Origin of the sequence: Brevundimonas viscosa (assembly GCF_900116065.1) — a bacterium.
GTDB classification, from domain to species: domain Bacteria; phylum Pseudomonadota; class Alphaproteobacteria; order Caulobacterales; family Caulobacteraceae; genus Brevundimonas; species Brevundimonas viscosa.
On sequence record NZ_FOZV01000001.1, the window covers coordinates 712,356 to 726,814 of the forward strand.

At 68.2% G+C, this 14,459-nt stretch carries 17 protein-coding genes; 5 read left to right on the plus strand and 12 right to left on the minus strand.

The window, feature by feature from the left end; all coding sequences use genetic code 11:
• Positions 1-225 precede the first annotated feature (225 nt).
• Positions 226-786 carry a hypothetical protein gene (locus BM333_RS03560; protein ID WP_092307341.1) on the plus strand — a complete coding sequence of 187 codons (561 nt, stop codon included), beginning with the start codon at positions 226-228 and terminating at the stop codon, positions 784-786.
• On the opposite strand, the gene BM333_RS03565 is transcribed toward BM333_RS03560, so the two are convergent.
• Positions 758-2,443 (minus strand): transposase, encoded by a 1,686-nt coding sequence (locus BM333_RS03565; RefSeq protein ID WP_092307343.1) that lies wholly within the window; start codon positions 2,441-2,443, stop codon positions 758-760. The two genes, BM333_RS03560 and BM333_RS03565, sit on opposite strands and share 29 nt — an antisense overlap.
• Before the next feature lie 158 nt (positions 2,444-2,601).
• On the opposite strand from BM333_RS03565, the gene BM333_RS15875 reads away from it, so the two are divergent.
• A complete protein-coding gene (locus BM333_RS15875; protein WP_177221784.1) occupies positions 2,602-2,970 on the plus strand; it encodes a DUF6471 domain-containing protein in 369 nt (122 codons plus the stop codon).
• 49 nt (positions 2,971-3,019) lie between these two features.
• On the opposite strand, the gene BM333_RS16325 is transcribed toward BM333_RS15875, so the two are convergent.
• The gene (locus BM333_RS16325; RefSeq protein ID WP_425425116.1) at positions 3,020-3,307 is read right to left on the minus strand and encodes a helix-turn-helix domain-containing protein; all 288 of its coding nucleotides are present in this window, start codon (positions 3,305-3,307) and stop codon (positions 3,020-3,022) included.
• On the opposite strand from BM333_RS16325, the gene BM333_RS03580 reads away from it, so the two are divergent.
• Positions 3,268-3,564: a hypothetical protein gene (locus tag BM333_RS03580; RefSeq protein ID WP_092307347.1), complete on the plus strand. Its 297-nt coding sequence runs from the start codon at positions 3,268-3,270 to the stop codon at positions 3,562-3,564. The two genes, BM333_RS16325 and BM333_RS03580, sit on opposite strands and share 40 nt — an antisense overlap.
• Before the next feature lie 12 nt (positions 3,565-3,576).
• On the opposite strand, the gene BM333_RS03585 is transcribed toward BM333_RS03580, so the two are convergent.
• From BM333_RS03585 to BM333_RS03610, 8 genes are all read right to left on the minus strand, one after another.
• Entirely contained in the window at positions 3,577-4,173 is a 597-nt protein-coding gene (locus tag BM333_RS03585; RefSeq protein ID WP_245777125.1) for a cation efflux transmembrane domain-containing protein, read from the minus strand.
• Complete coding sequence (locus BM333_RS03590; protein WP_092307349.1) at positions 4,170-7,391, minus strand: efflux RND transporter permease subunit; 3,222 nt, start codon at positions 7,389-7,391, stop codon at positions 4,170-4,172. The genes BM333_RS03585 and BM333_RS03590 overlap by 4 nt, the downstream gene beginning before the upstream one ends.
• A gap of 12 nt (positions 7,392-7,403) precedes the next feature.
• Entirely contained in the window at positions 7,404-8,534 is a 1,131-nt protein-coding gene (locus BM333_RS03595) for an efflux RND transporter periplasmic adaptor subunit (protein WP_245777126.1), read from the minus strand.
• Positions 8,535-8,566: 32 nt separating this feature from the next.
• Positions 8,567-9,820: a TolC family protein gene (locus BM333_RS03600; protein ID WP_143105756.1), complete on the minus strand. Its 1,254-nt coding sequence runs from the start codon at positions 9,818-9,820 to the stop codon at positions 8,567-8,569.
• Between the two features lie 57 nt (positions 9,821-9,877).
• Complete coding sequence (locus BM333_RS15590) at positions 9,878-10,180, minus strand: hypothetical protein (RefSeq protein WP_177221785.1); 303 nt, start codon at positions 10,178-10,180, stop codon at positions 9,878-9,880.
• Between the two features lie 168 nt (positions 10,181-10,348).
• The gene (locus tag BM333_RS15595) at positions 10,349-10,549 is read right to left on the minus strand and encodes a hypothetical protein (RefSeq protein ID WP_143105758.1); all 201 of its coding nucleotides are present in this window, start codon (positions 10,547-10,549) and stop codon (positions 10,349-10,351) included.
• Complete coding sequence (locus BM333_RS03605) at positions 10,546-11,052, minus strand: hypothetical protein (protein WP_092307353.1); 507 nt, start codon at positions 11,050-11,052, stop codon at positions 10,546-10,548. The genes BM333_RS15595 and BM333_RS03605 overlap by 4 nt, the downstream gene beginning before the upstream one ends.
• Positions 11,053-11,577: 525 nt before the next feature.
• Positions 11,578-11,934: an endonuclease domain-containing protein gene (locus tag BM333_RS03610; RefSeq protein WP_092307355.1), complete on the minus strand. Its 357-nt coding sequence runs from the start codon at positions 11,932-11,934 to the stop codon at positions 11,578-11,580.
• Between the two features lie 187 nt (positions 11,935-12,121).
• Between BM333_RS03610 and BM333_RS03615 the strand changes: the two genes are divergently transcribed.
• Entirely contained in the window at positions 12,122-12,847 is a 726-nt protein-coding gene (locus BM333_RS03615; protein WP_177221786.1) for a rhomboid family intramembrane serine protease, read from the plus strand.
• Between the two features lies 1 nt (position 12,848).
• Here BM333_RS03615 and BM333_RS16080 read toward each other — a convergent pair whose 3' ends face one another.
• The gene (locus BM333_RS16080; RefSeq protein ID WP_245777127.1) at positions 12,849-13,001 is read right to left on the minus strand and encodes a hypothetical protein; all 153 of its coding nucleotides are present in this window, start codon (positions 12,999-13,001) and stop codon (positions 12,849-12,851) included.
• A gap of 479 nt (positions 13,002-13,480) precedes the next feature.
• Here BM333_RS16080 and BM333_RS03625 point away from each other — a divergent pair, with 479 nt between their 5' ends.
• Positions 13,481-13,855 carry a DUF1622 domain-containing protein gene (locus BM333_RS03625; RefSeq protein ID WP_092307360.1) on the plus strand — a complete coding sequence of 125 codons (375 nt, stop codon included), beginning with the start codon at positions 13,481-13,483 and terminating at the stop codon, positions 13,853-13,855.
• Here the strand turns inward: BM333_RS03625 and BM333_RS03630 are convergent.
• Positions 13,852-14,328: a DUF421 domain-containing protein gene (locus tag BM333_RS03630; protein ID WP_143105759.1), complete on the minus strand. Its 477-nt coding sequence runs from the start codon at positions 14,326-14,328 to the stop codon at positions 13,852-13,854. The two genes, BM333_RS03625 and BM333_RS03630, sit on opposite strands and share 4 nt — an antisense overlap.
• Between the last annotated feature and the right edge of the window lie 131 nt (positions 14,329-14,459).

Genomic DNA, 14,459 nt, shown 5'->3' on the forward strand with positions numbered 1-14,459 from the left:
GAGAGGGATCGGAGCCCGATACCTTCTCCCAATGGGAGAAGGTGGCCCGAAGGGCCGGATGAGGGTCGGCTGTCTCCGTCGGCGCAAGCCGCCGCGCCGGTCGCGACGCTGCCGCCCCGAAACCCGACCCTCACCCTTTCGCGCAGCCGCTCGCTGCGCCGGCTATGGGTAGCAAACACACCTAAGCTCGAATAAGTCCTTGGCTCATCATTCTGAGGGGCTCACGTGGCGCTGGGGCGAAGGAACAGCGGGAAGCAACTGACCAGCCATCTGAAGCGCCTCTATGGCCGGCTGGGCGGCGAACTCCGTTGGATAGAGAACCCGCCGAAGCTGAGGCAGAAGAAGTGGCGGGGAGGCGAGGCGTTCGCAGCCAAGGCCGCCGAGCGCGAAACGAGGGCTGAAGAGATCAGGGAGGCGCTTCCGCACATCGTTTACGTGATCCAGATGTTCGATCCGGAATGGGACCCCGATCAAGAAAAGCTGATCAGGCCGCTCCGCCGGGGGCCGAACCGTCCGCCGCACGGATGGGCGGACGCGGCCTACGACGTGTTGAGAGAGAACGGCGACTGGCTGACGGTGAGGGAGATGCTTGACTGCGTGGTCGAGCGCCACGACCTCAGCGTGGATGACGGTCCCGCCTATGTTCAGGCATACGGTGCCATCAACGCGGCGTTGCAGCGCGCGCAGCGCGGATTGGTGAATGATGGGGGACAACCGCCGCGATGGGCGCTTGAGTCACGACAGCGCGGGAATGAGGCTAGCGCCGCTGCCGAGGACGATTGCTAGGCGGTGGCGGCTCCCACGCTGCGACCACCACAGCTTCGCGGAAGCGTTGGCGCAGGCTAGAAAGCAGGCGGCCGAACGGCGACGGATCGCGATCCCGGATGTTCAACGGGGCGGCGGTGCGCTTCAGCATCTCCTTCTCCACCGTCTTGTGATAGCCGCAGACCTTGTATCCGATCACCACTTCGCCGCGCAGCCATTCATTCATGGCCGCTTCGCTCGCCTGACGGCTCTTCAGGTCGCCCAGCTCGCCGGTCCCCGCCACCCAGTGGATGGCGAAGATCGATTGGCGGAACGGCGAGTCCCCCATGCTTCCGAGCAGGTGAGCGGCGAGCCTTTCGCGTAGAGAGTAGCTTTCGCCGACGTAACCGTTACGCCACACCCCGTGGTCCCACGCCGGAAGCTGCGGATCAGGGAAATAGCCCGCAAGGTTGAAGAGCCGTTCGCCACTCCGGAGGAACAAGCCGTAGACACCCGGGCTCAGAGGCATCCGCTTGGGATCGTCCATGAACTCGCCCGCCGACATGAACTCGAACCCCTTGCGCCAACGTTTAGCGGATCGGGCGTCGGCGACGCGCGGGGTCTCCGCTTCTCCGCTGGCGCGCTTGGCCTCCTTGCGCGCCCGCCGCCGCTCCTCGGCGCTCGGCGGGCTCCACTCGATCGGCGCGCCGTCCTGATTGATGATTTCGCAACGGCGCTTGGAACCGCCGGCTTTCTTCTTGAGGAAATACCCAGCCATCGGCGAGCGGCCTGGGGTCATCATCGTTCCCAGGAGCGCCGCAAAGCTGTCGTCCGGACCGCCGGCTGTGTGGCTCAACCGCCATGTAAGCTGAGCCGTGTAGAGGTCGAGGTAGTTGCCAAGGATGCGACGATAGATCATCCGCATGCCCTCAAGGACGCGGAAACCGCTCTCGGCCCAGTTGGTGCAGGACTCCGGCGTGTAGAAGTGGTGGTCGTGGATGACCCGCTTCAGCGCGCAATGCTCGCGAATCTGGCCCCAGTGCCCGCCGTCGGCAAATACGACGGCGTTCGGATCGACCACGTCGATGAACGGCGGGATCGGGTGATGCTCCTGCTTGGCGACCCACGCGCGGGCGGGACCAGCCCGCTGGCGGGCCAGCGTCACCCGCAACGTCCGGTCCGGCGCCCCATATGGAAAACGGTAGTGGTCCTTTTCACCGCGCACGTTCTTGGGGCGGATGTAGCCTTTCAGCTCCTTGCCATCGATTTCGATCTCATCGCGCAGGATCGTGCGTCGCTCGAAGGCCTGCATTGCGCATCTGATTTTGTGGAGCCAGACGAAGATCGTCTTGTAGTTCTTCACCTTGGCGCGAAGGTCGCGTCTGATCTCCAAGGCGCTGCGCCCTTGATAAGCGACATTGAACTGCGCGAGAATCAGCAGGATCGTCTTGAACGGGAGCTTGCGGTAGGCGAACGGCGTGTTGGTGGTCAGGGTGAACTGCCTCAAGCACTGCTTGCACTTGTAGAGCTTGCCGTCCTGGTAGGCCCAGGCCGCGGGGCATCCGCAGCGATTGCAGAACGGCTCCCCGCCGTTTTCAGCGAATCGATAACGGCGAAACAGAGCACGCGCTTCTTCTTCCGAGAGTTCGGCGACCTCGGTCGGCGTCGCGGCATGCGCCGGGCCTTGAAGGAGAGCCAATGATGTCAACGCACATACGGGAGGTTTGTCGCGTATGTGCGATAGTCATCGCGCAGGGGTTCGTCAAGAACTTTGTCGCATATATGCGCTTTTTATCGCTTCAACGAGCGATAAGTCGCGTCGGTTGATCGCCGGGAGAAGTGATGGCATGAACAGTCATGGCTAAGCGCGCCGGAACCCCCGCCGATGTTGATGATCCCGAAAACGCTTGGCGGGAGAAGGCGCGAACGCTTTTGCGGGTCGAGCAGCGTCGCCAGAATCTCACCTACGCCGACATCGCGGAGCGCATGCAGGCGATAGGGATCGAAGAGACCGAGGTCAGCGTCCGCAACAAGATCAGCCGAGGGACATTCCCGGCGACCTTCATGCTGCAATTCATGCACGTGCTTGGGGTCAACCTGATCCCCTTCAAGCCTCAGTTGACCGGGGAATTCACACTGCCGCCCGAACTATTGGAGAATCTTCCGCAGGTTAGAATGACGCCTGAAATGGTCGCAGCATTGGTAGGCGCCTCGAAGAAGGAGTGACCCGACCCGCAGCGCGTCCGAGGCTATCGCGCGTTGGGTCGTCCAGCATTCAGGAATGATCGGCGTAAAACGCGGCTGGATGCACGTCTAAAACCTCTGCCATCCGACCAAGGATCGCGACGGTCGGGTTGCCCTCGCCGCGCTCAATCCGGCCGAGATGCCGCATGGCGAGGCCCGCTTCGCCGGCAACCGCGTCGGACCGAGATCGCCTTCCGCCGAGCGTCCGGTGAATTCTACCTCTCGACCCAAGCCATCGAGTTTCACCTGCACCGGGCGATCGCCAACAGGGGGCGGCTGGTGCTCCAGACGACGACTGTCGATCCGGGCACAGCCACAGCGGGCTTCATCTATGCCGACCAACTGTTGATCCCGAACGGGAGCGCCCGCGCGATTCTGGTCGACGTGAACTTCGGCGGCGCCCCGCACCAGTTCACCATCAACCTCGCGTCGTCGAACTCGCCTGATGAAGTTCCGACCAACATCCCGGCCGTTCCCGCCCAGCGGATGCAAGCGATGCAGCGCACGCAGGAGACCTATCAGTGGACCGATGGGCCGCCGGCCACGCCTTACGACGGACTGGAGATCATCGAGTAGGAACCGCCCGCGTCACCGCGACCCGTCCTCCACATCGCCCGAGGCATTCCGAAGAATCTCGATGCCGCCTTTAACTGCGATCCCGGCCACGACAAGACCCACGACCAGGTCCGGCCAGGCCTGGTCCAGCCACATGACCAGCCCGCCAGCGACGAGGATGCCGCCGTTCGAGGCGAAGTCGTTCAGGCTGAACGTCTCGGCAGCTTCCATGTTGACGTCGCCGGACCGGTCCCGCCGCAGGAGCACCAGGCAGATCAGGTTCACGATCGCCGCGACCAGCGCCATGCCCATCATCGTCCAGCCGACCGGCTCCGTGCCGAACCACCAGCGCCGGCCAACGTCGATCAGCACCCCGGCGGCGAAAACCAGCAACAGGATGCCGGACAGGCGCGCCGCGCTCCGTTTCCAGGACGCGGCGCGGCCGATCGCCACGAAGCTGATCAAATAGACGACGGAGTCCGAGGCATTATCGACGGCGTTGGCCAGCAGCGCGCTGGAGTCCGCCAGGATGCCGCCGACACCGAGGCCCAGGAACAGCAAGGCGTTGAGGATCAGAACCACCAGCAGCGTCCGCCGCTGCTGATGGTCCGCCGAGGTCAATTTGCTCAATCTTCCAGTCCTTCCGAAGCCCGGTGCCGGACCGCCCTGGCAGCGAAGGTCGGCAACACCAGCAGGGTCAACGCCGTCGCCGTCAGAAGGCCGCCAATAACCACCGTTGCGAGCGGCTTCTGCACCTCGGCCCCGGCTCCGTGCGCCAAGGCCATGGGGATGAAGCCGACGATGGCGACCAAGGCCGTGGTCAACACCGCGCGCAGCCGGCTCGCGGCGCCTTCGATCGCCGCCTCTCGTGCGGGCAGACCCTCGTTCAGTCGCTGGCGGATGGCCTGCATGAGCACAAGACCGTTCAGGGTGGCGACTCCTGAGACGGCGATGAAGCCGACCGCCGCCGAAACCGAGAACGGCATCCCTCGAAGCAAGAGCGCCAATGCGCCGCCGACGAGGGCGAGCGGGACACAGGCGAACACCAGTCCTGCCTCGGCGAACGAGCCGAGCGCCAGGAACAGCAGAACGCCGATCAGGACGAACACGACCGGAATGACGATGCTGAAGCGCTGTTCAGCACGTTTCAGGTTCTCGAACTGTCCGCCCCAGTCCAGGTAGACGCCGGCCGGCAATTCGATCTCCGCCACCCGGTCCTGAGCGTCGGCGACGAAGCCGCCGAGGTCTCGACCCCTGACGTTGGCCTGCACCACCATGCGGCGGCTGCCGTTTTCGCGGCTGATCTGGTTCGGACCTTCGCCGGTCTGGATACGGGCCACCGAAGACAGAGGCACAATCACGCCGGAGTCCGAGACGACCGGCAGGGCCGCGAGCGCCGCCGGGTCGTTTCGGGCGGCTTCGGGCAGGCGCACGACGACGTCGAAACGCCGATCGCCTTCGAAGATGGTCCCCGCTTCGGCCCCACCGATTCCAACGGAGACCGCTTCGCTGACGTCGGCCGCCGACAAGCCATAGCTGGCGGCGGCGATGCGATCGACGCTGACGGTCAGGGTGGGCAGGCCGGAGGCCTGCTCGACCCGCACGTCGGCCGACCCTGTTGTCTCGCGGAGTGAACCCGCGACCTGATCCGCCACCCGCTGGAGGGTAGCGAAGTCGTCGCCATAGACCATGACGGCGAGGTCCGTGCGCACGCCCGAGATGAGTTCGTTGAAGCGCAGTTCGATCGGCTGGCTGAACTCGAAATTGTTGCCGATCTGCTGGCCTGCGACTTCCTCGATGCGCTCGATCAGCGCCTCCTTCTCCAACCCCGGATCAGGCCACTCACTGCGGTCCTTCAGGACGATCACGCTGTCGGAGATGTTGGGCGGCATGGGATCGACGGCCGCCTCTGCCGTTCCCGTCCGCGAGAACATAGTCTCGACCTCGGGCTGCGCCGTGATGGCGCGCTCCAGAGCCATCTGCATCGCCAGCGACTGTTCGAGCGACGCCGACGGCACGCGCAGGGCCTGCATGGCGATGTCGCCCTCGTCGAGGGTCGGGATGAACTCGCGGCCCAGCGCCATGAAGGACACCGCGCCGACCGCGAGCGCCGCCAGGGCGGAGATCAGCACCACCTTCGGCCGCGCCACCGCCGCCTGGATCGCCGGCTGAATATAGCGGCGCGCGAAGCGGAGGATGGGGGTCTCATGCTCGACGACCTGGCCGTCCGGTCCAACGTGGACGGACTTGGGATCGCGCACCAGAAGGGCGGTCATCGCCGGCACGAAGGTGAAGGAGAAGATGAAGGCTCCGACCAGCGCCAACATGACGGTCGCGCCCATCGGCTGGAAGGTCTTGCCCTCCACACCTTCGAGCATCAGGAGCGGCGCGAACACCAGCAGGATGATCAACTGTCCGAACGCCGCCGGCTTGACCATCTGCCGGGCGGACTGCACGGCCACGTCCAGACGTTCGTGGCGGTTCAGCATACGGCCGAGTTGGGCACGCCGCTGCGTGAGCATGAGCAAGGTGTTCTCGATCACGACGACGCCGCCATCGACCATCAGGCCGAAGTCCAGGGCGCCGAGGCTCATCAGATTCCCGCTGATGCCGAAGCGGTTCATGCCGATGACGGCGAACAGGAAGCTGAGCGGGATCATCAACGCCGTGATGGTGGCCGCGCGGATGTTGCCGAGCAGCAGGAACAGCACCACGACGACGAGCAAGGCTCCCTCGGTGAGATTGCGGGCGACGGTGGCGATGGTCGAGTTGACCAGTTCGCTCCTGTTCAGGACGCTCGTGGCGACGATGCCTGGCGGAAGGCTATCGTCCACCTCGGCCAGTCGCTCCGCCGCCGCCTGGGCCACCGTGCGGCTGTTGCCACCCGCGATCATCAGGGCAGTGCCCAGGACCGCCTCATGACCGTCGCGACTGGCCCCGCCGAGGCGCGGCGCCTGTCCGATCTCGACGGTGGCGACGTCGGCGACGCGGACCACCAGGCCTCCGCGATTGACCACCGGGGCCTGGGCCAGATCCTCGACTGTGCTCGCGAGGGCATCTGTGCGGACGACCAGCGCCTCTCCGGCGCGTTGGATGTAGCTGGCGCCGGCCTGGGTGTTGGCGCGCTCCAGCGCCTCGACCAGATCGCCGAGGCCGAGACCATAACCGGAGAGGCGGGCGGGATCGGGACGAACGGCATATTCCTTGACGTAACCGCCGACCGTATCGACGCCCGCCAGGCCTTCCGCGCCGCGCATTTGTGGCGCGATGATCCAGTCCTGCACCGTTCGCAGATAGGTGGCGCGCTGCTCTGGCGTGGCCAGCCGCTCCCCTTCCGGGGTCAGATAGACACGACCTGGCTGCCATCCCGGCTGCCCCGGTCGCGCCAGATTGTCGCTGTTGAACGGGACGTAATCGACGGTCCACATCAGGACCTCGCCGAGACCGGTGGTGATCGGCGACATCGCGGGCTCGACACCTTCCGGTAGTCCTTCCCGCGCCGCCGCCAGCCGTTCGGCGACCTGCTGGCGCGCGAAGTAGATGTCCGTCTCGTCGGTGAAGATCGCCGTGATCTGGCTGAAGCCGTTGCGTGACAGTGATCGTGTGCTGGTCAGACCGGGGATGCCAGACAGACCAGTCTCAAGCGGATAGGTGACCTGGCGCTCGATCTGCTCCGGGGCCAGCGCCGGTGCGACCGTCGTGATCTGGACCTGCCGGTTGGTGATGTCGGGCACCGCGTCGATCGGCAACTTGGTCAGCTCGAACAGTCCCAGCCCAGCGACCAGGGCGACAGCGATGACGACGAACCAGCGAAACCGGACCGACGCCGCGATAATGGCGTTGAACATGCGCGTCGCTCCCTAGTGACCGTGCTCGGCCTCGCCCTTGGCGAGTTCGGCTTTGAGGAGGAAGGCGTTGGCGCCGGCGACACGCTCATCGCCCATGAGACCGCGCAGGATTTCGGTCCGATCGCCGGCCTGGCGGCCGACCAGCACGGGCGCGACGCGGAACCCTGTCGGGGTGCGCACGAAGACGACGGTCGCGCCCTCCACCGTCTGCACGGCCTCGGACGGCACGGTCGGGGTTGCCGACGTTTCGCCGGTGACGATGACGCCGGTCACCGCCGACCCTGCGGGGGGAAGCAGCGAGCCGGTGGGGCGGGCGCGAATTACGGCTGCGCCGTTCCCCACCCCCGCGCCGGCGGCCACGCCGGTGACGACCGCGTCGAACTCGCCTGCCGGACCCTGCACCCGGATCGCGGAGCCGGCGCGAACCTGACCGGCTAGCGCCGGGGGCGCGCTGAAGACGATCTCCACCCGCGCCGGGTTGGTGACCTCGGCGATCACCCCACCCTGCGGCGCGAAGCCGCCAGGGCCGACCTGGACGCTGGTGACGACGCCGCTGATCGGGCTCGTGACGCCGAGACGGCCGGATGCGCTGGGAGACCCGGCGGCGATTGCCCGGGCTCGGGCCGCGCGCGCGGCCGCCTCGGCGCTCAGGGCCTGGGCATGGGCGATTTCGGCGTCCCGCTCAGCCACCACGCCTTGCTCCGCGAGGCTTTCCTCGCGCTCGTGGGCCTGCTCGGCGGCCACCGCGTTGGCTTGGGCGGCGTCGGCCTCGGCCCGGAGCCCCGCCGCGTCTCCGCTGACCAATACCGCCAGGGGCTGACCGGCGCGGACGGACTGTCCCGGCGCCACCAGGACCCGCTCGACCCGTCCGCCCACGGAGGCGGCGACCGCCGCCCGAGCGTCGACCATGGGTTCCACCCGCCCGGACAGGCGGGTTTCGCCGCCGCCGCCGCCGGTGACCGCCACGACCGCGATACGGGCAGCCTCGATCTGCGCCGGCGTCAGAAGGAGAACGCCTGCCTGGGCCTCCTCTTCAACGTGTTCAGCCTCAGCCGACACGGCGGCGCTCGGGTCCGCCGCAGGGCGGGTGAGAACATAGATGCCCGCGCTGCCGAGGACGACGATGGCGGCGACCCCTGCCATGAGCCACGTCCGATTGATTTGTGGGAAACGGTTCATTGCTGTGTTCCAAACGGGGCGCGGCCTTGCAGGCGCGCGAGTTCGATTTCGGCGCGGACGCGAGCCAGGCGGGCGTCCACGGCGGCGTTGCGGGCGTTGATCAGGGCCGCGCGCGAAGAGCGGAGTTCGAGCTGGGAGATGCGCCCCGCCTCGAAGCCGATCCGCGAAAGGCGGTAGGCATCCTCGGCGGCGGTCACGCCCGCATCGGCGGCGGCGACCCGGCTGGCCGAAGCCCGAAGCCGTGCCTCGGCGGCGTTGCGGTCCGCCTCGGCCTCCTGACGGGCGCCGATCAGCCTGGCCTCGGCCGCCCGGAACTCGGCGCGGGCCGCGTCGATGGCGCCCCGGTTCCGGTCGAACAGCGGCAACGGCATGCTCACGCCGAAAGTCAGGGCCGTGGCATCCTCGGCTTCGTAGCGCCGGATGCCTACGGAGGCGGTGACGTCGGGGCGGGCGCGAACTCGTTCGACCTCGATGCGGCTCTCTGCGGCGGCGCGTTCCGCCTCGGCGACCTGGACCTCGGGAGCCTCCCCGACGGCGACGGTCACACCGGCCGGGGTTCTATCCAGCAAACCTCCATCGATCGAGGTGACCGGCGTCGGCAGCATGGCCACGGCGGTCAGACGGGCGAAGGCCGCGTCGCGTTCCGCCTGCGCCTCGTCCAGCGTCGCGCGCGCCGCCGCCGCTTCCGTCTCGCCCTGGATGCCGCGCAGAAGCGGCTCGCGGCCTTCCTCCACGAGGATCAGGGCCGCACGGGTGTCGGCGATGGTGACGGTCAGCGCCTCCTCGGCGAGTTGGAACCGGCGCTCGGCCGCTTCGGCCTCGGCGTAGACGAGCGCCAGTCGGCTCGCCGCCTCGACGTCGGCGAGGTCCCGGCGCAGGGCGGCGGTCCCGGCTTCAGCACGGGCGACACCGACACGAGCGCTGCGGCGGCCCCAAAGTTCGAGGTCCTGGCTGAGGGAGAGGGTGGTCTCGGCGTTGTCGTAACCTTGGAAGGGGCCGGTGCCGAAGGCGTTCTCGGCCTCCAGCCCCAACTCCGGATTGGGCCGGACGCGCGCCTGACGGATGCGCGCCTCGGCGGCGTCCAGAAGCGCGTCGGCTTCCATGATCGTCGGTGTCAGACCGATGCGTTCAAGCAGCGCCTCGAATGAGGGCGCGGGATCGGCGCAAGCAGGGCCGGTGACCGCCGTCGCCATCGCGACCACGGCGCAGCTGACCGCGAGACGCGACCAACCAGATTTTAGGGGTGGCATGTTCCATATCCCAGAAGTTCCAGACGATTGACTCGCGCCAAAAGGCGCAGGGTATCGTCAGGCTCTGGGAGGGCGTTCCAAGCCGCTGGGCGCGCGAGACGCCAAGGGCTCGTCAGCCGGGCGCAGCAGGTTCGGCGAAATGGCCGCTGTCACCGCCACTGATTGGGGCGAGGACGGCATCGCGGTGCCGCTGTGGTGACAGTGGCCGTGCGAGCAGATGGCATGGTCGTCGGGGTCAGACGGCAGATCGCCACCGTCGTCGGCGAATGACGCCGCCGCATGAGCGGGTTCCAGTTCCACAGCACAGGCCGCAGCATCGACGGTCGGGATCAGAACGAACACGGCGGCGAACAGCGCCAAGAGCGCCGCCATAATGCCGCGTCTGTTCGATCGAACCATGCCGCCCTTTAGCACGGTTCGCGGCAACATCAACGAACCGGTAGGTCGCAGCGCGAGCGCGGACGTTTCAGCCCTCCCTGTTTTTCTGGCGTATGGCGTTCACGACGTCTTTGCTACGGGTTTGACCGTTCACGTCTTGGGTGGGCCCACCGCTTCATCCGTCAAGTCCTTGCGCCAGCGCGCCGCCTTGATCAACGCCCGAGCCACACTGGCGCGATCAGGCGCGGTGGCGACAACTCGGCCGTTTCGCAGTCCAATGAAGCCTCGGCCATCGCGCTCAGGCGCGATCTGGCAGAGCTGGCTTCCGTGGAAGAAGGACAAGCTGTTCATCGAGTCAGCTCCAGCGAGACAGTAACAGGCTGCTCGACCTGCTTGGTCGCCAGGACCCAGCCCTGCGGTCCCGACGCCATCGACACAGCGCGCACTCGTCCGGCCAGTCGCAGGGGCCTCAGACAGGCCCGAACGCGTTTGGCCATCGTGATTTCCAGCTTCATGTCTGCGGGGTCGAGGTCTCGCTTCTCGACGACCGCCTGTGCCAGCGCCCTCGACGTGAGCGCTCCTTCGGCTTCTCTCAAACAATCGACGACGATGCTGGTGATCTCTCCCGGCGCAGCGGCGTGAATTGGCCGGACCCGCTTCGGGGCGATTTCGCCGATGTCGATGTCGGGTTTGAGCAGGACAAGGACCGCGTCCAGGTTTTGGATCGTCTTCTGAAGGTCGCGGATGAGCCCTTGATGTTGCTCCAACTCCCCGTCCAGCTCGGCGCGTTTGCGGACCAGGGTGTGAAGGGCGACAGAATGCTCGGTGCCGAAAGGGATGATCGAACTTGCCATGCCTCCACCATAAAGGCAGGGGTTCCCACGGTCTCGGTTGTCAAGGTGTGTTTGCTACCCATAGCCGCGCTGCGCTCGCGGGCGCTCAAGCCCTCTCCCAATGGGAGAGGGGGGCGCACCGTTCTCCTTCTCCCTGTGGGTGGAGGAGGTTCGTATACGAACCGACGACGGGTGGCCCGAAGGGCCGGATGAGGGTCGGCTGGCCCGTCGGCGCAAGCCGCCGCGCCGCTCGCGCCGCTGCCGCCCCGAAACCCGACCCTCACCCTTTCGCGCAGCCGCTCGCTGCGCTCGCGGGCGCTCAAGCCCTCTCCCGCCGGGAGAGGGATCGGAGCCAGATACCTTCTCCCAATGGGAGAAGGTGGCCGCGCAGCGGCCGGATGAGGGTCGGCTGATCCTTTCGGCGCAAGCCGCCGCGCCGCTCGCGCCGCTGCCGCTCCGGAACCCGACCCTCACCCTTTCGCGCAGCCGCTCGCTGCGCTCACGGGCGCTCAAGCCCTCTCCCATCGGGAGAGGGATCAGGGTTGGTCAGAACCCCAGCGCCTTCGCCTGCTCGCGGATGGCCGCGTCGATCCGCCAGGGTTCGTGCAAAGCCTGGTCGTTGGTGAACCGGACCACGGTCCAGCCACGGTCCTCGATCGCCCGCTGCCGGTAGACGTCGCGCAGGGCGACGTCGTCCCGCTGATGCACGCCGCCGTCGATCTCGATCGCCAGCCGCAGCGGGATGCAGGCGAAGTCGGCCACATAGCCGTCGATCCGGTGCTGCCGCCGCAGCTTCCACCCGACCACCGCCCCGCCGCGCAGCCGCGCCCACAGCCGCTGCTCGGCCAGCCCGCCGGTCTGGCGCAGGGCGCGGGCGCGCGGGGTGAGGCGGGCGGCTGTCATGGAACGATGTTCTACATCTGTTCCGGGTGCGGGGGAAGAAGGCCCGGATCAGTGGAGGCGCAATCCGAACAAAGACCCACCCCTCACCCTTTCGGCTGGCGCATTGCTTCGCTCTGCGAGCCTCAAGCCCTCTCCCAATGGGAGAGGGGAGGGTGACAACCTTGGTCGCGCCTCGCACACTCCCCCCATGACCCACCCGGCCGCCGTCCGTCCGCCGCTGTTCGGCCGCCGCTACAACCGGCGCGGGCAGCGCATGGCCGGGCCGCCGTTTCACGATCCGCGCACGTGGAAGCTGCTGGCCTCCCCCGCCGGCCTGCCCGGCCTGGCCTTGCTCGTCGTCTTCGGCCTCGTGCTGGCGGTGCAGACCTACGTTACCGGCCCTGAGGTCTGGGTGCTTTCGGGCCACGCCCTCGCCCACGGCGGCTGGCACGCCCCCGTCGCCCACCTGTTCGCCCACGCCGGCCCGGCGCACCTGCTGCTGAACGCCACCGCCCTGCTGCCGCTGACCGCGCTGGTCATGGTCCGGCTGGGGCCCGGCCCCGACGGCTGGCGGCGCTTCGCCCTGCTCTACCTCGGCGCGGGACTGGCGGGGGCGGCGCTGTTCCTCGCCTTCAACCCGACCGGCCCGGCCCTGATCGGCTCCTCGGGGGCCATCTTCGGCCTGTGGGGCGCGGTGTCGCGCATCCGCGCCGACGGAAGCTTCGCGCCGCTGCGCTCGCGGCAGGTCGGCGACGAGGTCTTCTACTTCGCCCTGCTCAACGCTCTGCTCTACGGGATCATCTTCGCCCTCGTCCGCCTCGGCGACGCCGGCATCGGCGGCATGGCGTGGGAGGCCCACGCCGGCGGCTTCCTGTTCGGCCTGCTCTTCATGCCCTGGCTGGCCCCGCGCACCCCGCCGCCGGCGACCGTCTGACCTACGCCGGGTCCCCCAGCACCGGCATCACCTCCACCCCGTCGCAGGGGAAGATCGCCATGTGCGGATGGCCCTCGAACAGCCGCGCCGCCGCCTCGTGGCTGTCGGCGCGCACCACCATGAACACGGTCAGCAGGTTGACCACGTCGGTCACCTCGCCGGCGTCGTCGATCCGCTTCGTCGGCCCCAGCGGTCCGCCGACGTAGTCGATGACGTCGCGGTGCGCGTCCTCCCCAGGCCTGCACCGCCGCCACGCCGGCCTCGGCCGTGGCCGCCTGCTCGGCCTCGCTCATCGCCCGCCAGGCGCGCCACTTCGGTCCCGCCTTGTCGCTGGTGAACACCCCCAGATAGCGTCCCATCCCGTCCTTCCACGAAGATCGGCGCCCGCGGGCGCACGAGCCGCCTTCATCCCTTGCAGGCCAGGCTGCCGGACGGTCGGAGGGAGTCAAGGATGGCCTGCGGCCACCGCGCAGCGGCGCGCCCGGGCGGGCGCGTCCTTGACGCCCTCCGACCGCCCGGCGACGATCTCCGCAAGGGGTTGAAGAGGACCTCCGCGCCGGAGGGCGCCCGTTTCGCCGTCGCCGCGATGGCCCTTCCCGGAACCGCCCCGCTTCCCCCGCCATTCCCCTCCCCATGGACCTCGCCGGCATTCCGTGGATCGAGACGGCGGCGCGGGCGCTGGAGGTGGCCGGCGTCGCGGTCATCCTCGCCGGCGTCCTGCTCGCCGCCGCCCTGTTCGCCCGCGACCTCTTCCGCCGCACGCCGGGCCGCGACGCCTACGACCGGCTGCGCGCCAACCTCGGGCGCGGCATCCTGCTGGGGCTGGAGCTGCTGGTCGGGGCCGACATCATCGCCACCATCACCGCCCCGCTGAGCTTCGAGAGCCTCGGCCTGCTCGCCGCCGTGGTGGCGATCCGCACCTTCGTCTCGGTGTCGCTGGAGATGGAGATCGGCGGCCGCTGGCCGTGGCGCCGCGCCGCCGAGGAGGAGCAGAAGACCGAACGCTAGCCGCGCGACGACGACAGGATGGCGGTCAGGGTGCCGTCGCTCTCGAGGATCACCACCTCGGCCTCGGCGATCTCCCGGCCGCCGGCGCTGCGCACGGCGCTGAGCAGCTCGCCCTCGGTGATCCGCTCGCGGCGCAGGGCCGCGGGCAGCGGCTCGCCGCCGCGGACCAGCACGGCCGGCTCCGAGCGCACCGCGCGGCGCCACAGTTTCCAGCGCACCGAGCTCCAGGTCACCAGAAACTGCAGGCCGATGAGGACGGCGAAGGCGATGAGCCCCTCGGCCAGCGGGACCTTCTCGTCCAGCAGGATGGTGGCCAGGGTCGAGCCCAGCGCCACCGTCACCACCAGGTCGAAGGCGTTCAGCTTGGACAGGGTGCGCTTGCCCGAGACGCGCAGGAAGACGACCAGGCCGACGTAGGCGAGGGCGCCGACCAGCACCGTGCGGGCCGGGCCGGACCAGCCCTGGAAAAGCATGCCGGAAAGATCCATCTCCTCCCAACGGCCCGCGCCCCGCTTCGTTCGCCGCCGCTGGGGTACGTCCGGACCTGACGCATCCGGGTCGTAGGGTCTCCCTTGGCGCCGACGGGGGAGACGCGGACGCATCG